Source organism: Sulfurimonas sp. NW7 (genome assembly GCF_051132265.1).
Classification (GTDB): Bacteria; Campylobacterota; Campylobacteria; order Campylobacterales; family Sulfurimonadaceae; genus Sulfurimonas; species Sulfurimonas hydrogeniphila.
Map to the genome: position 1 here is coordinate 1,688,151 of NZ_CP093235.1, position 18,288 is coordinate 1,706,438.

Genomic DNA, 18,288 nt, shown 5'->3' on the forward strand with positions numbered 1-18,288 from the left:
AATCAGCTCTCACTTTCTGCAGGATAGGCCTGTTCAAGTTTTTTATACAGCTCATCAGGAGTCACATCAGCGTGCTCTTCCCATATTCTTTTCATCACAACGTTATCTTCTTCACCCTTCCAGATTTTTATATAACTGCCCTCTTTGTATCCGTGATCCTGACGGAACTGATTGAGTATATTTTTTCCTACATAAAGACGATAAAGCGTCTCTAGATTCAGGCCGCTCATACTGACCAAATCAAAAAATTCTGATACCAGTTCTTCTAAAGCAATGCTCTCTTTTGAGACAGCAATGCGTATAAGATTTTCAATTTTTTGCATCACATCCTCCTGCGATGCAAATGCTGCAGCATCGGATTCTATGCCACCGAGTGCTTTCAAAGCTGATATGTCTATCGCTATATCTTCGATGCCGCCTTGTAAATTTTTACTGTATTCTTCTATTGCCAGGCTCATAATAAAATGCCAGACATCTATAACTTCAATCTGGTGATTTTGCCAGTCAGGCTCGACATCTATACTCTTCCAATGCTTCCAGCCAAAACTGTCCACCATCTCTGCGCACTCCATATATATACAGCGTTTCCAGTTAATGGACTTGCCGTTTTTTGTTATGCCTTTTGTCCACTCTTCACCATTGGTTGCATCGTTGAGCTGGTTTTGCAGTTGCAGCATCAAAAAAATTTTATTATTCATCTGTTTCCTTTTAATCTGGAAGAAATTCATTTCTTTATTTTATCTAATATGCTAGAATTACTTACTTAAAGAGAGAGATTTATGAAAAGAATTAATTGTAGAAAATGTGAATACTATTATGTAACCTGGGAAGCATCAAAACCGCATGGATGCAAAGCGTACGGATTTAAATCCGTACAGATTCCCTCTATGGTGGTTTTAAACAGCAGTGGGGCTGATTGCTCCTTGTTTAAAGTGAAAACGGTTCGTAAATAATTTTTTTTCCAAAACCCAGTCTGTTATCAGTCAATTTAAAATAATGCACTTCTATTTGCCAGAGTTTGGGCATCATTGCCAATGCATACGGAAAGGTTTTAAAATAGAGTTTTTTCAAAGCACTGTTTTGCAGTTGCTTCATTTCCCCCCGAAACTGTAAACCCTCAATTTTTCCGACTTCCTGTGTTTCAAGTAAAATATTCCCTGCAATAAACGGATTTTTTAAAATATGCTTTACATGTAATGTCTCTTCACTGCTTGCTACGATAAAAGAGAGACTCTTCGTGTCATACGCATAAAAAAGGCTGCAAACGCTAAGTCGGTCCCTGTCTGTTGTTGCCAGGCTCATCACATGATGTTTTTGAATAAACGCAGTAATTTTTTTTAACTCTTTCTTCATTTAGTTTTGAAACATAAAATTTTCCAGTTTTTCCGGATCTGTTATATTGCGTTTATCCAGCATCATTTTTGCCGTTTCGTCCTGAACAAGTATTTCAAAGATTTCAAAAGGGTTTGTCATGTTATAATAACTCTTAATGAAATCAAGCAATATTGCGAAATTGTCATTTTTTACTGTGTATCTTTTATACTCTTTATACTCATTCCAGTTTATATTAGCCACTTATTTTCCTCAATGCATTTTCAAGTCTTTGAACGACCTCTGCCATTTTAGCAGAGCTGAGCGCAAAATTCAAGCGCATAAACCCACTGCCTTCTCTGCCAAAACTGATACCGGGATTAAGTCCGAGTTTTGCTTCTTTGATAAAAAAGCTACGGAGCTCTTTGTCTTTTAAGCCCATACCGCGACAATCAATCCATGCCAGGTAGGTCGCCTCAATCGGTGTTACCTTTATAAAGTGCGGATACTTTTTTGCAAGTGCGCTCAGCATTGAATAGTTTTCATATAAATGAATTTTCAATGCTCTAAGCCACTCTTTTGCTTCTTTGTAGGCAGCTTCAAATGCTACATGTGACAAAGATGAGCCTTGGGCAAAATGCACTTTGTCATACGCTTTTTTAAATTTTTCCCGCAGCTCTTTGTTCGGGATGGCTACTGTGCTTATTGCAAAACCTGCCATATTAAAAGTTTTTCCTACGCCAATTGCGGTAAGTGTAATATCTTTTGCCCGTGAGCCTAATTCGGCAAACGGAGTATGTTTGTATGGTGCATAGACCAGATCAGCATGTATTTCATCCGCAAAAACGACAATATTATGTTGTAGACAAACTTCCAGTATCTGTTCAAGTTCCTCTTTCTTCCATACTCTTCCCACAGGATTATGAGGAGAACACAGCAGTAAAAGCTTTGTATTTTCATCAATTTTTGCTTTCAAATCTTCTATATCAAATTCATATTTTCCCTGCTTGTTACATGTAAGCGGATTTTTAACAAGTTTTCTGTTTAATTGCAAAACACTGTGGAAAAAAGGCGGATAGACAGGTGTTTGTACGATAACACCCTCTCCCTCTTTTGTAAAAGCCTCTATAGCAGTATGCATCGATGCTACAACAGAATGGGAATAGAACATATCTTCCAATGCAAAAGTAACATTATGCTCTTGTTTCATCCATGCAATCTGTGCCATAAATGCGGACTCCGGTACCTCTTCATATCCCATTACCGGATGCCGGAGTCTTTTTTTCACAGCATCCAAAACACACTGTGGTGTATCTATATCCATATCTGCTACCCATACAGGAAGGACATCCTGTGTACCGAAAAGCTGTTCTCTTAAAACATATTTTTCCGCATTGCTGCCTTCACGTTCACTGGCTGTATCAAAACTGTACTTCTTCAACGCTTTTTCCATACACTTACCTGTGAAACGGTATGTTGATATTTTCTTGCTGTTTCTTTTATGACAAACTCCAAATCTTCTACATGTAAAAGCTCAAATTTATCATGCAGAATATCTTTCAGGCGCTCTATTGTTCTGACTGCATTTCCGTTTTCGTCTTTGTATCCGCCAAGCCAAAACTCTTTTTTTGTAGAGCTTTCCTGCCATGTATAGGGAGAGGTAAGCATCAGTATACCGTCGGCATTGAGTCTTTGGTCTACCGTGTCCAAAAAGAGTCTTGGGTTGTAAAGTCTGTCTATGAGGTTCGTTGCCATTATCAAATCATACGCAGTGAAATCAGGCTTCAGGTTACAGGCATCTCCCTGCCAAAAAGAGACTTTCTCAGCCAACTGCTCATATCCCAAATCCTGCAGAGTCACTTTTTTATTGATACTGAGTTCACCCTCTTCCTTACATGTAAACGCAACATAGCCTGCTTCTTGTAATTTGGAACCGACCTGAATGAAACGTACAGAAAAATCTATACCCTCAACTTTGTCAAATGTTTTTGCAAGCTCGAAACTGGCTCTTCCTGTTGCGCAGCCTAAATCCAGTGCTTTTGTTGTATTTGCTGCATATTTTGCAGCAATCTTTGCACAGGCTATGGCAAAATTTTCAACACCAAAATGCGTGTCACCATACTGAAATTCACAATACTGTGAAACAAGTTCATCACTCTCATAGATATCTCCACGGTCATCTTTGCTGTTTTGTGTTATAACATAGCGAAAACCGGCATTTTGAAAAAAGTGTTTTCTAAATGCATACCGAGAGTGTTTCATGATTAGGTTTCCACTGCTGGCCCATGATGAACCGAGTATCATAGCATGCTTGTCATCAAAAGTAGGCACAGAAAAGTCGTCATAGGCCGCATGCACTTCAAAACCTTTAAAAGGGCGTATCGGTGTTCTGCTCCACTGCCATACATTTCCTATAACATCATAAATCCCGTTAAAACCGAACTCATCAACAGGACAGGAGGAAGCATAATGATAAAAATTGATATTTGCACGACTCTCATGCAGGGCAGGAACATCTTTAAGATTGGCTTTTTTATATATCAACTCATATTCTGCCTCACTTGGAAGGAGATACTCTTTGTTCTCTTTTTTGCTTTTGTATCTGCAAAATGCTTCTGCCTCAAGAGCATTCACATCTACAGGCCAATCTTGCGGCATATCTATAATTTTGCTTAACGCTCTGTACTTAAAGACTCCGTTTTTTTTGACCCAAAAATGAGGATGCTTTGCATTGGATTTTTCTAAAAACACCAACCCTTCTTTATCCCAGTACTCTTTTGTCTCATATCCGCCGTCATTGACAAACTCCATAAATTCGCCATTGCTGACAAGAAATTTACAAACCTGAAAATCTTTAACAACTTCTTCATAGCTGCCATATTCATTATCCCATCCATACAGATGATGATTCTTGGCTTTTCCCAGAGTAACTGTATCGCCCTTGAGTGTTATCATCTCATTTTGAGGCGCATCTGAAGAGTGTGTACAGATATTGAATTCAGGAACATCTTTGATATATTCCAGAGGCATTTGACGATGCAGTACCAAAGATGTCTCTATGTGAATACGTTCATGCTCTATCCCCATCAGTATAATCCACATTGGTGAGTCCTGTTTTATCGGTAAGCTAAACTCCAACTGCATGATCAATCTGTCTACCAGTTTTCGAACAGCATCCCGGTAATTTTTCACTGCAGAGACTTCAGGCCACCTGTAGCGTGACTCGTCCAGATCATCCCAACGCATTTCATCCACGCCTACAGCAAACAGAGACTCAAATTCAGGATTTATTCTTTCATAAATTATTTGCATACTTACAAGTCTGTTTACAAAAAAGGTCGCTGTATGTCCAAAATAAAATATCATTGGATGACGGGTCGGTTCGCTTTTCTTGTAAAACACAGACTCATCTTGCAACAATTCAAAAACTTTTTCAAACAGATCAAAGGTATTATGGAAGTACTCGCGTATCTCTTTGCGTTTTTTCTCAATATTTTCTCCATCAAGTGTGACCGGGTACATACTTAGTTTACTCAATATTTTTCCTTTTTCTATTTATCATGGCTTATGTTATAATCATTATATGAAATTTTATCAAAGTAAATTATTAAACAACTACTCAAAACTCACACATGCCTTTACATGTAAGGAAAGCGGGAATTTAGCCTTTCATGTTCAGGATAATCCAAAAAATGTACTGCAAAATCATAAAACTTTGGCAAAAAAACTCCATTATGACTATAAAGCACTTGTACACATGAAACAGATTCACTCAAATATTGTAAAAACAGTTGATAAAAACGACAACTTTTTCAATCCTCCTACCTGTGACGCAGTGATTACAAATAAAAAAAACACCCCTCTGCTGGTAATGGCAGCCGACTGTTCTCCGGTCCTTTTTTATGATCCCAAACAAAATGTCATTGCTGCAGCACATGCCGGCAGAGCAGGAGCCTTTGAAAATATTGTTCAAAATGTTCTTAACAGTTTTGTCAGGAGTTTCGCATCTGATATGAAGGATCTTCTAATCACCGTCGGACCTGCAATATGTCAGAAATGTTATAAAATAAATGAACAGATTTACAAAGAGGCAAAAGAGAAAGAAGTCAGTTATGCTGTTGATAAAAAAGGAAAGAAATTCTACCTGGATATCAGAGCAATACTCCAGAAACAGTTCTGTGCAGCAGGTGTTTTAGCCAAGAATATTGAGATATCAGATATTTGCAACTGTTGTCATTCTGACAGATTTTATTCTTACAGAAAGAACAGCCCCACCGGAAGATTTGCAGGGATTATTATGCTTTAAATTTCATAAAAATATGTTGCATATGCTTTGTCAAGTTCAGAGAGTTTTACATGAAAAACAGCACGGACTTTTTCCTGAATATCTTTCCAAAAAGAGTCCAGCACTACACTTGCTCCAACATTTTGCCCTACTACAAAAAGTTCTCCTTCCAAGGCTTCTACAATATCTAGAACGATAATATTAGAAGCATCTGTGGCCAGTTTATACCCTCCGTTTACACCTCTTATACTTACAACAAAGCCGTGCTTTTTCAAGCTTGAAAGAATTTGTTCAAGGTAACCGTGCGAAATTTGCGTCATCGCAGCTATCTCTTTTATCTGCATCAGCTTGTTTCTGGGAGAATTGTACAACGCATGCATTGCTGCAACACCATACAGGCTTTTTGTAGACACGCCTACCATTACATAAATCTTTTATATAAATAATACATTTTGCATCCCAGACAGTAGTTAAAAGCAACTTCCAAAAACAGACATACAAGAAAAACACCACTCATAATATAAAACAGCATTTGTGCATGCAATAAATCAAATAATACTATAAATACTAAAAATATCAACCCAAAATATGTAGCCAGTCTTTTAGCTGCAGCATCTTCAAATTTACTCTTTACATGTAACAGCTCTTTAGTTCTTGCAGACAGGAAGTACAAAGGGCTGTAGTTTTTGTCAATAAAAAGTCTTATCATAAAATCTGCAATTAAAAAAAGCACAATACCCCTGGATGATGTACTAAGATAAAGACTGAAAAGCAGTAAAATATAAGATGCATTAATTCTGACAATATTAGCATCAACTTTGATAAATGATATAGGACAGGACTTTTGACTCATGCCGACTCCTTGTATTGATTGTTGGAATAATAATAAAGAAGTCGTTTAAAGTCAAGTAAACATAGTAGATTACTAAGGTTTATGGTTTATGACTTTTTTTGCCAGTTGTTCAGGCAAGAGTTCTAAAGACTCTTCTACAACTCTGGTATTACCGTGTGTGATAAATGCATCCTCGTATTCAAAAGATACAACGGATATATTTAAAATATTCTCCTTTGCCAAAAACTCTAAAATTGCAGAGCCGACACCGCCATACTTTGCCGTATCTGAAAAAACAAACCATTTGTTATACCTGTTTGACAAATCTTTGAGCATCTCTTCATCAAGCGGTTTTACAAAACGTAAATCGAGAATACTTACATCTTCTTTCATGCATTGTGCTGTTTGATATGCCCGTCCGACACCATTTCCGTAACCGATAAAAAGAATATTGCTCTTTGCCGTCTGTAAAAGCTGGGATTTTCCAAGTTCAAAAGGTGCAGACTCAGGCAAATCAGTTTCTGTAAAAGAACCCCTTGGATAACGCAAAGAACACGGATGCTCATATTTTGCGGCAAAACCCATTGCCTGATGAAAACTCTTCTCATCTCTAGGTGCAAACAGTGTCATATTTGGAATAGTCCGCAAATAACTGACATCAAATACACCCTGGTGGGTTTCTCCGTCTTCTCCAACAATTCCGGCACGGTCAAGTGCAAATACAACAGGCAGATCCATCAAGCAGGTATCGTGAATTACCTGATCATAGGCACGCTGCAAAAATGTAGAATAAATACTGCAAAAAGGTTTAAATCCCTCTTTTGCCAGTGCTGCCATAGAAGTCACGGCATGCTGTTCTGCAATAGCCACATCCCAAAAACGTGTCGGATATTTTTTTATAAGCTCACTTAGCCCTGTACCGCTTGGCATTGCTGCTGTAACACCGACGATCTTCTCATTTTTTTCACACAAAGAAAGAAGAGACTCGGTATATATCTGTGTAGCGCTTTTTGTTGCGGCTTTTTTGGCAGAACTTCCGCTGGAGAGATCAAACGGACCGACACCATGCCATTTTTCTTCTTTGCCTTCTGCAATTTCATACCCTTTCCCTTTAAGAGTCTGTGCATGAATTATAACCGGTTCGTTTAATTTTCTTGCCGTTTTGAGTATCTCTACAAGTTGTGCAATATTGTGCCCGTCTATTGGACCTATATAGTTAATCCCCATCTCTTCAAAGAGTATGCCCGGAGTAATGAGCTTCAAAGATTCTTCCATGCGCTTTGCAATATATCTGGCACCGTCACCAAAGTTGTCGACAAAACTCTCCGTATTTTTTTTAAATCTTTGGTAAAAAGGAGATGCCATGGCAGAGCTGAGCATTCTGCTGATTGCACCAATAGGTTTTGCTATGCTCATCTCATTATCATTTAAAATAATAATCATCGGGTACTTTCTCTCACCCAACTCATTTAACGCCTCATACACCATACCTGCCGTCATAGAACCGTCACCGATAAGCACCACGGGAATACGTTCATTTTGCTGACCTTTAAGCGCTATGGCTTTTGCAGCCCCGACTCCCAAAGATATTGAAGTGGAACTGTGTCCTGCCACAAAATAGTCATCGCTGCTTTCGCTTGGTTTTGTATAACCGCATATTCCGTTAAACTGTCTGAGTGTATCAAATTCTTCCCATCTTCCTGTAAGCAGTTTGTGGGCATACGCCTGGTGTGATACATCAAAGATAAAAGGATCCTTTTGAGAATCAAATACTTTATGCATTGCCACAATTATCTCTGTAGCCCCGAGAGTAGAACTCAAATGTCCGCCATTCTTACTCACAACTTCCAAAATTCGTTTTCTTATATCTTCACTGAGAGCTTCAAGCTCTTTAATACTTTTCTCTTTTATATTCATTCTACTCACTTAAAGCTGCCTTTTTTACTCTCTCAAATCTTTTTGATATTTGTGCATCAATATTGCCTGCATCACTCAAAACTATAACACCGCCTTCACTTACTGCACTTTCAGGCAAAACTTTTACATGCTCAAGTTTGGTAAAATGTTCTGCGATAGCGCTGTGATCTTTTGGATTGACCTTCAGTGTTATTTTAGAAGCATTTTGTAATTCCTGTATCAACTCATCACTGAGTTTTTTAGCAATCTGTGAGGAATTTTCACTGACTTCAATCTGTACAACCTCTTTTGCAATGTCTATGGCCGCATGCAGCAATTCGTTCTTTATCCCTTCTAAAGCTTTTTCAAATTCACTCGCACTCTCTTCAAGTTTTTGTATGGAGTTTGTCAAAAGCTCGAGTTTACTACGCAGTGTTTTGTCGATCTCTTCTCTTGCTTTTGCCTCTCCGGCCTTCAAGCCTTCAGCAAAAGCCTCTTCCCTGGCTTTTTTCAGTTCTTCTTGAAACTCTTCTTCTTTGGCTTCGAGTCTCATTTGCAATTTTATAAAGTTTGATGACATTTCATCTGTTTTTTTCATTAAAGACTCTATAAGCGAATCTTTTGAACTCGTACTCAGAGCACTCGAATCAACATCCGAAGCTCTTGCCTTTGGATTGTCTTCTTGTGTAAATACCTTGTTTTCTTTTTTTTGCTCTTCTTTTGAGCCCATTGCAATAACTTTAAAACTGTATTTTTGCACATTATGCTCGTTAATTTCATTTTCAGATATTATAGTTGCCATTTTTTACTCTATCATCTCTTCGCTGGAGCCCATTTGGATAGTTCCCGCTTCAGCCAACTGATTGACCACTTCCACAATTTTTCTCTGAGCCGCCTCAACATCTTTCATTTTGACTGCTCCCAGGAACTGCATCTCTTCTTCAAAGGCTTCTCGAGCCCGCTCACTCATTGCAGAGAAAAACTTCTCTTTTAACTCTTCCGGAGCAGATTTGAGTGCCAGCATCAATTCTGCTTTGTCTACAGCCTTTAAAATCTCTGCAATAGAATTCTTGTCCAAAGTCACAATATCTTCAAAAGTAAACATCATCTCTTTAATCTGTGTTGCCAACTCTTCATCGACCTGCTCAATATTTGCCAAAGTCGCTTTAGAGCTTTTTGCACCAAGGCGGTTAAAGATATCTGCAACCGCACGTGTTCCGCCAACTTCTACTTTATAAGAAGCAAGCGATTCAAGTTTTGATTCAAGAACAGCAGAAACCCGTTTGATAACCGAAGGGGAAATGTCTCCGAGTTTTGCCATACGCATCGCAACTTCACTTCGCAAATCATCCGGAAAATACTGCAATGTGTCGGCAGCCTCAGTAGGGTCCATATGTGCCAAAATCAAAGCAATTGTCTGTGGATGTTCATTGATAATAAAGTCTGAAAGCTGTTGTGGTTTGATTTTTGAAAGATAGGCAAAGTTTTGTGTATTTTGCATGCTTTTTGAGAGTTTGTCTAAAATCTTTTTTGCCTCTTCGGGACCGAGTGTTCTGTAGAGCAGTTCTCTTGCATACTCCATACCGCCTGATGTCATATACTGACCCGACTGAAATATCGCATGAAACTCTTCTAAAACAGCAGTTGCTATTGCCTTGTCAATAGTTCTGTTTGCTGCAATATATTTTGATATTTCAGTAATAGCCTCAACACCCATATTTGAAAATATTGCCGCTGTTGCGTCTTCACCCAACTGCAGCAGAAGTATGGCAATTTTTTCTGCCATACTCATTTCATCAAGTGCGGCCTGTTGCTGCTGTGTTAAAGTAGCCATACTTACTTCCTCTCTTTAGATGGAACTTCAGACTCTTCACTCAAAAGAGCCTCCAGCAAAGAAGCCACCTCTTCAGGTCTATCCTCCGCCATAGTTTTTACTTTTTCCAGGATAACCTCATGTTTGAGGTCATCTTCATTAAAATTACTTCCCATACCAAGTTGCTCTTCAACTTTTTTACGCATTTTTTGTACTTTTTCGACCAAATCATCGCCCTCTTCTTCATCCAGTTCCAGTGAAGGCGCAACAAGTTCTTCTTCTTCTTTTGACACTTCAAGCATCTTATCCGCAAACGGAGCAATGACTTTTTTGTACAAAACAAACAACAGGATAAACACAAACAGATATTTCAGCAAACCGGAAAATGGAGCCAAATATGTTTCACTGAATGCAATAGCTTTGTTGACTCCCTGAGCCCCTCCGCTTACAGATGCTCTTTCAAACTGCAAATTTTGTACACTGATTTGATCGCCTCTTTTAGGATCAATACCGATAGAACGACTGGCAAGAGAGGTTAAGGCATTTATGTCCGCAGCATCCAAAGGCACATACTCCATCTCATCAGTTGGATTCCCCTCTTTGTCCAGTTTTGGTTTGTATTTTCCGTCAACGACAACTGCAGCCGTTATCCTTTTGATTCTTGCAAACTGACTCTTTGTAGTGCTGACGGTTTTTCCGACTTCATAATTCGTTGTGCCGGAGTTTTTTGAATATTTCTCCACAATTTTATTTGAGGCAAGTCCCTGTACCGGACCAATGTTGCTTACCGTTCCAGGAACGCCTCCGACTTCTTTTGGGGCACTTCCTTCTCTTTTTTCTTCATTAACCTGTTCGCTTCGCACAACATTTTCAGGATCATATTTTTCGGAAGTAGAGTTTTTTTGTGAAAAATCAAATTCTATGGTTACCTGTGCCACAACCTTGTCACTGCCGCCTACAAAAGGTGCGATAACATCAATGATTTTTTCCTGCTTTTTTTTCTCTTCTTTTATTTTATATTTTTGCTGAGCAATAGAGAGTTCACTCATCTGCGCCATTTCATCGTCATCACCAAGTGTTACGCCGTCACTGTCAATCAACATTACATTAGAAGGTTTTAGTTTTGGCACAGCTGCTGCGACAAGATTTTTAATTCCCCTGATTTGCTTGGAAGTAAGCATCCTTCCCTCAACCAGCTGCACCATTACAGAGGCTGTCGGATCAACCTGTTTGGAGACAAAAAGAGTCTCTTTCGGCAGAGCAAGGCTCACTGTTGCTTTTTCTACAGGTGAAAGTGCACTGATAGTACGGGAGAGTTCACCTTCCAATGCGCGCAGATGCTTGATTTTTTGATCAAAATTTGTAGCACCGAATTCCTGTTTGTCAAAAAGTTCAAATCCCACGCCTCTGTTTTTTGGAATACCCAAAGAGGCAATAGAAATCCTCTCTTTGTACACAATATCACGAGGCACTTTGATAACATTGTTTGCTTCAATTTTATAAGGAATATTATCTTTGTCAAGCTGTTCTACAACTTTTGCAGCTTCAGAGGGTGTCAGAGAATCAAAAAGTACTTCATATCTGTCAAGTGAGGTTTTTTTAGCAGTAAAAACAACTAAAAAAATCAAAAAAGCAACAATACCTATTACAGCAGCTGCTATAATCATTTTTTGCTGTTTTGTAAGTTTTGCATACAAAACTGATAATTGCGAAAAAAGTACTTTAAAATCCATCAACTTCCCATCTTAAATTTTATAATAACAGTGATGCAAGTTCAAAAAAACGGCTGTTTTGCTCTTTTGTTCCGACAGTTACACGAATTGCATTCAACCCATAACCACTTAAATCCCGTACTATCATTCCTTTACGCAATAAAGCATTAGAAATTTCTGTCGAATTTTGTGTGTTATTCAGGCATAAAGTAACAAAGTTTGTATAACTCTCTATTATATCTATTTTTTGCTCATTTGCAAACTCTTCATAGCGTTTCATCTCCTGGAAATTTAAAGCGATACAATTATTTACAAATTCCTCATCTTCAAGTGCAACACTGGCAGCTTCAAGCGACAATGTCGTTATGTTAAAAGGCGGTCTCAGTTTATACAGTTCTTTTATAATATTTTCTGACGAAATACCATACCCGACACGCATGCCTCCAAGTCCGTAGGCTTTTGAAAAAGTACCCAGATAAATGACATTTTCAAATTTTTCAACCAACTCTTGAGGCATGATTTTTTTACTTTTGTCTTTATATGCAGCATATTCCATATAGGCACCGTCTACAACAACCAAAGTATCATTGTCGATTTTTTCTATAAACTTCATCAATTTGTCTGCATCTATTGCATCCCCTGTCGGGTTATTCGGTGTGCACAAAAAAATTATCGCAGGATTTGTCTCTTTATAAAGCCCATAAAATTCATCTAAATCATGCTCCTGTGATGCAGTTCTCACAATCTCTGCCCCGACATGTTTCGCATAAATCTCATACATTGCGAAAGTCACACTGTTCATCAGTATTTTGGAATTTTCATCAGCTTTTGCATGCATAATAAATTCTATAACCTGGTCACTTCCGCTGCCGATAATAAGATTTTTGTGCTCTGTTGCATATTTTTTTGTTAACGCATTTTTAAGTTTAAGCATACTGTCATCAGGATAAAGTGCCATATTCGGTAGAATTTTTGCCACGGCACTTTGTACTTTGGGGGAGCATCCATACGGATTTTCATTTGAAGCAAGTTTTACAATATCTTTTGGTTCTATGCCGAATTCACGTACGACAAGTTCTATAGGCTTGCCCGCCTCATAAGTTTTGATATTTTGTAGTTTTTTATTAAATTTCACTCTTCACCCTTTACGTAACTTCCAAGCCAAGTGACTTCGTCTTTATGTTTCTGTATGACTTTTTGAATCTTTTCCTCATCTATATGACCATAAAAGTCTATATAAAACCAGTAGCCAAAACCACCTTTGTCTCTTGAGGGACGAGACTCAATTTTTGAAAGATTTATCTTCTCTTCTTCAAAATCCTGTAAAAAACGCACCAGAGAACCAGCTTCAACAGCGTCTTTTAATCGTACCAGTATAGAAGTTTTATCATTCTCGCTGACAGAATTTTTAAAATCACTTAAAATGACGAAACGCGTTGTATTGTCTATGGCATCTTCAATGTTTTCAAACAGAGTAGGAAGTCCATACAGTTTTGCTGCAATATGAGAACATATTGCAGCCGAATTTGGCTCACGTGCCGCCAAAATGGCTGCTTTTGCCGTCGATTCTACCGGGATCAGTTCAACATTGATCAAACCATGTTCATTTAAAAATTCCCGACACTGCCCAAAGCCTTTGTCTTTTGAGTAGATTTTTGTAATATCCTCAAGTTTTTCCGCCTTTGTTGCAAAAGACATGTGAATCGGCATATAAAGTTCTGCAACAATTTTCATAGGACTTTTTGCAAGCAGATCAAGTGTCTCTCCAACAATTCCGTCACGGGAATTTTCAATAGGCACAACTGCAAATTTGGCACGGCCGGATTCAAGTGTTTTAAATACAGAAGCGATAGAATTTAACGAAAGATAGTCACTCATAGCCCCAAAACGGCTTTCAGCCGCCTGATGCGTAAAACTCCCTTCAGGCCCCAAATAGGCTATACGTTCCGGCAGTTCCAAATTTCTTGCCACAGCAAAAATTTCTAAAAATATTGCTTCTATCGCTTTGTTATTTAACAGTCCGCCCTCTTTTTCATTCAAAGAAACCAGTCTGTCAATAATTGCTTTTTCACGTTCTGGTCTATAGATTGCGCCACCGGTCTCTTTTTTGATTTCTCCGACTCTCTGGACAACTTTCATACGCTTATTCAACAGTGTAAGCATCTCATTGTCGATCGCATCTATCGCTTCTCTACAGTCATCTAAAGTTTTCATTATTGCTCCATCTTGTGGCGGATTAAAATATCCTGCATATTTTTATATATAAAATCGGGGATATTTGCTTCTTTTAAAAAAGGGACAATTTCCTCGGCACTTTTATATTTTCCGCTTGTTACAAAGAGTGTTTTCATACCAAGCTCTTTTGCTCCGCCCAAATCACCTTTTACATCATCACTGATAATAGTTATATTTTGAAAATCTGCGGCAGGATTTTGTCTTTTAATTCTTTTAAGTGCTTCATTGTAAAATGCCTGACTTGGTTTGCCTACAACATCATAAGAACAGCTTGTCGCGAATTCAAGCATTTTCAAAATCGCACCTACTCCAGGGTAGCGCCTGTTGTTTTTTGCATAAATAGATGTCTCATGCATACCGACAAGTTTCGCACCATCAAGTAAAAAATCTATCATTTGTGCATATTCATCCGCAGAAAAATCCTCTTTTATGGCAATCAGTACGGTTTTGGGGGTTGTGTAGTCAAGTTTGTATCCCATGCTTTGCAGTGTTTGTAAAAACTCTTCTGCACCATATGCAGCCACAGCCTCTTTTTCGACACGGGATTCCAGAAGCATTAAAGGATCAAGGTACTTTGTCGCGTCAAATTCAAAACCCAGTCTGTTTAGATATGCCAAAAAATTCTGTGATGCTTTTTTTGTATTATTTGTTATGATCATATAAGGAATATGCTCACGATTGAGCATTTGTATAAATTCCCTGCTTCCATCTATTGGAGATTTGTCTTCATCACTGATAAGCGTTCCCTGCACATCTATAAAATACATTTTAATCTACTAAAAATTCTTGTTCTAGACAGATAAGATCTTCAAAGCACTCTCTTTTTCTGATAAGTCTTGCTTTGGAGTTTTCAACAGCGACTTCCGCACTTCGTCCACGTGTATTGTAATTGCTCCCCATTCCAAATCCATAGGCACCGGCACTGTGAATCACAAGCAAATCATTTCTCTTTAGCTCCGGCAGAGGATAGTTTTTCGCAAAAAAGTCACCGCTTTCACACACCGGACCGACTATGTCTACTTCTCTCACCGGACCATTATTGTCTGTAATTGCTTCTATCTTATGATATGCATTATAGAGTGACGGACGCAGCAAATCATTCATTGCACCGTCAACAACAACAAATTTTTTATCACCATTTTGTTTTTCATAGAGAACTCTCGTCACAAAGTATCCTGCATTTGCCGTCAAAAACCTGCCCGGTTCACAAAGAATCGTCAAATCAAGTGCCGTAAGTGTTCCTAAAATTGCCTGTGCATAATCATATGGTTTTATCGTCTCTTCATTATCATATTTGACGCCAAGTCCGCCACCAACATCAAAAAACTTCAACTCTATATCAATAGCCTGCAGTGAACGCACCAAATCTGCAACTATTTCGGCAGCTTCTCTTATCGGCTGCAATTGTGTCAGTTGTGAGCCTATATGAAAATGAATACCGACAGGGTCCAAATATTGAGAATTTTTAGCCTTGATATACATACGTTTAGCACTTGAGAGATCCACACCAAATTTATTGTCATGCAGTCCGGTAGAGATATAAGGATGTGTCTGCGGGTCAATATTGGGATTCACTCTGATACTTATGCGTGAAGGCTTGTCCAGTCTCTCTGCAATAGCCTCAACCCGCTCAAGCTCCGCTTCGCTTTCAACATTGATATATAAAATATCTTTTTCTATCGCTTCACGTATCTCCTCATCACTTTTGCCGACACCAGAAAATATAATTTTATAAGCGGGAATTCCTGCCAAAAGAGCACGACGCACTTCACCGATAGAAACACAGTCAGCACCACTGCCCATTTTTGCAAAATGACGCACAACACTTAAATTTGAATTTGCTTTTACTGCATAAGCAATAATAGACTTACGTCCCCTGAATGCTTCTTTTAACTCTGTATACTGCGCGGACATATAATCAAAATCATATACGTACAAGGGTGTTCCATACTCATCTGCCAATGCTTTAAAATCAATCATAAAAATTCCAAATATTTTTTAGATGATTCTATCTAAAATGTGCTTAGAAGTGCCTAAGACAGTAGTGTTCTGTGTCTATACCACTGAAAAAAGGCCAATAGAGCCAATATCACAACAGGAAGAACTATCCCGACTTCACTCGGTATCACTTTATTGTTTGCAAGCTTTATCAGAAAAAAGAGAATTCCCCAGGTGAGCAACGTTGCCAGGATTGCACCAAATGTAAAAAGAGAAACATTCAAAAATCGTACACTCATTGGGACAAAGAAAAATATTATAACAATGAGACACGGAACAAAAAAAGGATAGATAAATATTTTATAAAGTGCTGACTTGATATTATCCGTATTAATGTTTTGTTTATTCAGTAAAAGCATAGCATCAACCGCATCTATAATTGTAAAGTTCACTTTTCCCTCATATACCTGGTCAAGCATTTTAGGACGAAACCCTTCTAAAATTTTCAAATCTTTTGCTTTTGTGACTTTTATTCCGGGTGAGGCAAGAGACAAATCATCAGGCTTAGTAATAATGTCAGCCTGCCTGATAAACCAGTAGTTATCTATGTATCTGGCTGACTTGGCAACAACCACTTCTTTTAAAGACTCATTTGTAACACTAAACACACGAATATTCTTCGCAGTTTCCTGCAAAGGAAGCAGTTTTGAAAAATATATATACTTTCCCTTGTACGCAAAAAAAAGATCGCGTGTGGGACTTAAATATTGCGAATTCTTTTTAATATTTCTGGAAAACTCTTCTGCTCTGGCAAAATTCGACCAGGCATGCAGCGCTATAAACAGAACAATAACAGCGGTAGAAACAAGAACAAAGGGACGCAAAACATCTACTCTTGAATATCCCAAAGAAAAGAATGAAACAAGTGCATTGGAGCGGATAAGATATATTTTTGTAGATATCATTCCAAATACCAGTGCGATTGGCAGTAAAATATCTATGGCAGAAAATGATTTGTACACCAGATAAATCAAAATAAGGTTTGCCGATGACTTGGATAAATCCTGGGCACTGCCCATATAGTCAAAACCGACAACAAACAGAACCAAAGCTGTCAGTATAATCAAAAAATATTTTATATAGTGCCATGAAATATATCTGAATGCTAACATTCCATTGCCTTTTGGGAGTATTTGCACCGTGTCTCTTCCAATGAATGTGCCAGTAAAAACTCCACTGCATCACAACATTTATCTATCCATTCCGACAGACATTTTTGTTCTGTTGCACTGAAAGGACTTAATACATAAGAGGCCACTTCTCCCTTATGCGCTGGTTTTGCTATGCCCATTCTTACTCTGACATATTCACGGGATATTTTTGAATCTATTGATTTAAGACCGTTGTGCCCGCCATGTCCTCCGCCTTTTTTAAAACGTAAGGCACCAAAAGGAAGATCCAAATCATCATGTATTACAACGACATCTTCGATTTTGTAAAACTGCTTTACTTTTACAACAGATTCTCCGGAAAGATTCATATATGTCAATGGTTTTAATAAAAAATGATTTTGAAATTTATAGAGTTCACCTTGAAATGATGAGGAGGAAATCTTACTGGCATTATGACGACGAATCAGTTCATCTATAACCATAAAACCGATATTATGGCGTGTAGCCTCATAGTCGGATCCAGGGTTTCCCAGCCCAACTATAAGCATATTGCTACTACTTAGCTTTAATAATACTTAATACGGCAACACGGTCAGCATCTGTAAATTGTACATTTTCAGTTACTTCGATGTCACGAATAAGCTTAGCGTCACCAATATCCATATCTGTTACATCAATTGTAATTGCTTTTGGTAAATCTTCAATCTTTGCTTTGACTCTCAAACGTCTTTTTGAAATATTTACAAGTCCTTTGTTTTTCACACCGATTGAATCACCGACCGCTTCAACAGGAACCATATAGTGTGTTACAACACCTGGCTGTGCCACCATTAAATCTACATGTAAAAGTTTTCCTGTTACCGGATGAGACTCATATGCCTGAACAACAACCTGCATCTCTTTTCCATCAATTGAAACCGGAAATGCCAATGTGTTTTTATTACGAACAGTACGGATATACTCATTTTCTTTAAATGCAGCATTGATATTTTCAAGCCCTTTTCCGTAAATATTCGCAATTAGATAACCATCACGGCGAAGCGCTTTTGTGCCCTTTTTGCCAATACTCTCTCTAACTATACCTTCTAACATAT

Annotated in this window: 20 protein-coding genes; 2 read left to right on the forward strand and 18 right to left on the reverse strand. The window is 38.2% G+C overall.

The window, feature by feature from the left end; all coding sequences use genetic code 11:
- Nucleotides 1-2: 2 nt before the first annotated feature.
- A complete protein-coding gene (locus tag MLC35_RS08835; protein WP_346389893.1) occupies nt 3-698 on the reverse strand; it encodes a dUTP diphosphatase in 696 nt (231 codons plus the stop codon).
- 81 nt (nt 699-779) lie between these two features.
- Here MLC35_RS08835 and MLC35_RS08840 point away from each other — a divergent pair, with 81 nt between their 5' ends.
- Nucleotides 780-953 carry a uracil-DNA glycosylase gene (locus MLC35_RS08840; RefSeq protein WP_151899810.1) on the forward strand — a complete coding sequence of 58 codons (174 nt, stop codon included), beginning with the start codon at nt 780-782 and terminating at the stop codon, nt 951-953.
- Here the strand turns inward: MLC35_RS08840 and MLC35_RS08845 are convergent.
- From MLC35_RS08845 to ovoA, 4 genes are read right to left on the reverse strand one after another with little or no spacing between them, the layout of a single operon-like run.
- The gene (locus MLC35_RS08845) at nt 928-1,353 is read right to left on the reverse strand and encodes a hypothetical protein (RefSeq protein WP_434580142.1); all 426 of its coding nucleotides are present in this window, start codon (nt 1,351-1,353) and stop codon (nt 928-930) included. The two genes, MLC35_RS08840 and MLC35_RS08845, sit on opposite strands and share 26 nt — an antisense overlap.
- The gene (locus tag MLC35_RS08850) at nt 1,354-1,575 is read right to left on the reverse strand and encodes a hypothetical protein (protein ID WP_434636621.1); all 222 of its coding nucleotides are present in this window, start codon (nt 1,573-1,575) and stop codon (nt 1,354-1,356) included.
- Nucleotides 1,568-2,764, reverse strand: coding sequence for a pyridoxal phosphate-dependent aminotransferase (locus tag MLC35_RS08855; RefSeq protein WP_434636623.1), 1,197 nt, complete (start codon nt 2,762-2,764; stop codon nt 1,568-1,570). The genes MLC35_RS08850 and MLC35_RS08855 overlap by 8 nt, the downstream gene beginning before the upstream one ends.
- Nucleotides 2,749-4,848, reverse strand: coding sequence for a 5-histidylcysteine sulfoxide synthase (gene ovoA, locus MLC35_RS08860; protein ID WP_434636625.1), 2,100 nt, complete (start codon nt 4,846-4,848; stop codon nt 2,749-2,751). Before ovoA ends, MLC35_RS08855 begins: the two co-directional genes overlap by 16 nt.
- Before the next feature lie 46 nt (nt 4,849-4,894).
- Here ovoA and pgeF point away from each other — a divergent pair, with 46 nt between their 5' ends.
- Nucleotides 4,895-5,617: a peptidoglycan editing factor PgeF gene (gene pgeF / locus MLC35_RS08865; protein WP_434636627.1), complete on the forward strand. Its 723-nt coding sequence runs from the start codon at nt 4,895-4,897 to the stop codon at nt 5,615-5,617.
- On the opposite strand, the gene MLC35_RS08870 is transcribed toward pgeF, so the two are convergent.
- The 13 genes from MLC35_RS08870 to MLC35_RS08930 all read right to left on the reverse strand — a co-directional run bounded on the left by MLC35_RS08870 (nt 5,614) and on the right by MLC35_RS08930 (nt 18,286).
- Complete coding sequence (locus tag MLC35_RS08870) at nt 5,614-6,018, reverse strand: RrF2 family transcriptional regulator (protein ID WP_151899804.1); 405 nt, start codon at nt 6,016-6,018, stop codon at nt 5,614-5,616. The two genes, pgeF and MLC35_RS08870, sit on opposite strands and share 4 nt — an antisense overlap.
- A complete protein-coding gene (locus tag MLC35_RS08875; protein WP_346389888.1) occupies nt 6,018-6,449 on the reverse strand; it encodes a DUF4395 domain-containing protein in 432 nt (143 codons plus the stop codon). Before MLC35_RS08875 ends, MLC35_RS08870 begins: the two co-directional genes overlap by 1 nt.
- Before the next feature lie 72 nt (nt 6,450-6,521).
- Complete coding sequence (gene dxs / locus MLC35_RS08880) at nt 6,522-8,345, reverse strand: 1-deoxy-D-xylulose-5-phosphate synthase (RefSeq protein ID WP_434638311.1); 1,824 nt, start codon at nt 8,343-8,345, stop codon at nt 6,522-6,524.
- Nucleotide 8,346: 1 nt separating this feature from the next.
- Entirely contained in the window at nt 8,347-9,126 is a 780-nt protein-coding gene (fliH, locus tag MLC35_RS08885) for a flagellar assembly protein FliH (RefSeq protein WP_151899802.1), read from the reverse strand.
- Between the two features lie 3 nt (nt 9,127-9,129).
- On the reverse strand, nt 9,130-10,158 hold the full coding sequence (gene fliG, locus MLC35_RS08890; protein ID WP_151899801.1) for a flagellar motor switch protein FliG: 1,029 nt from the start codon (nt 10,156-10,158) through the stop codon (nt 9,130-9,132).
- Between the two features lie 2 nt (nt 10,159-10,160).
- Nucleotides 10,161-11,870, reverse strand: a complete 1,710-nt coding sequence (gene fliF, locus MLC35_RS08895; RefSeq protein ID WP_434636630.1) for a flagellar basal-body MS-ring/collar protein FliF — start codon at nt 11,868-11,870, stop codon at nt 10,161-10,163.
- Between the two features lie 19 nt (nt 11,871-11,889).
- Nucleotides 11,890-12,984 (reverse strand): histidinol-phosphate transaminase, encoded by a 1,095-nt coding sequence (gene hisC, locus MLC35_RS08900; RefSeq protein WP_151899799.1) that lies wholly within the window; start codon nt 12,982-12,984, stop codon nt 11,890-11,892.
- On the reverse strand, nt 12,981-14,063 hold the full coding sequence (pheA, locus tag MLC35_RS08905; RefSeq protein ID WP_151899798.1) for a prephenate dehydratase: 1,083 nt from the start codon (nt 14,061-14,063) through the stop codon (nt 12,981-12,983). Before pheA ends, hisC begins: the two co-directional genes overlap by 4 nt.
- Nucleotides 14,063-14,851 carry an HAD-IIA family hydrolase gene (locus tag MLC35_RS08910; RefSeq protein WP_434636632.1) on the reverse strand — a complete coding sequence of 263 codons (789 nt, stop codon included), beginning with the start codon at nt 14,849-14,851 and terminating at the stop codon, nt 14,063-14,065. The genes pheA and MLC35_RS08910 overlap by 1 nt, the downstream gene beginning before the upstream one ends.
- A 1-nt stretch (nt 14,852) precedes the next feature.
- Nucleotides 14,853-16,064, reverse strand: coding sequence for a diaminopimelate decarboxylase (gene lysA, locus MLC35_RS08915; RefSeq protein WP_434636634.1), 1,212 nt, complete (start codon nt 16,062-16,064; stop codon nt 14,853-14,855).
- Between the two features lie 53 nt (nt 16,065-16,117).
- Complete coding sequence (locus MLC35_RS08920; RefSeq protein ID WP_434636636.1) at nt 16,118-17,194, reverse strand: LptF/LptG family permease; 1,077 nt, start codon at nt 17,192-17,194, stop codon at nt 16,118-16,120.
- Nucleotides 17,188-17,742, reverse strand: a complete 555-nt coding sequence (pth, locus tag MLC35_RS08925) for an aminoacyl-tRNA hydrolase (protein WP_434636638.1) — start codon at nt 17,740-17,742, stop codon at nt 17,188-17,190. The genes MLC35_RS08920 and pth overlap by 7 nt, the downstream gene beginning before the upstream one ends.
- 7 nt (nt 17,743-17,749) lie before the next feature.
- Complete coding sequence (locus MLC35_RS08930) at nt 17,750-18,286, reverse strand: 50S ribosomal protein L25/general stress protein Ctc (protein ID WP_151899794.1); 537 nt, start codon at nt 18,284-18,286, stop codon at nt 17,750-17,752.
- Nucleotides 18,287-18,288: the final 2 nt, after the last annotated feature.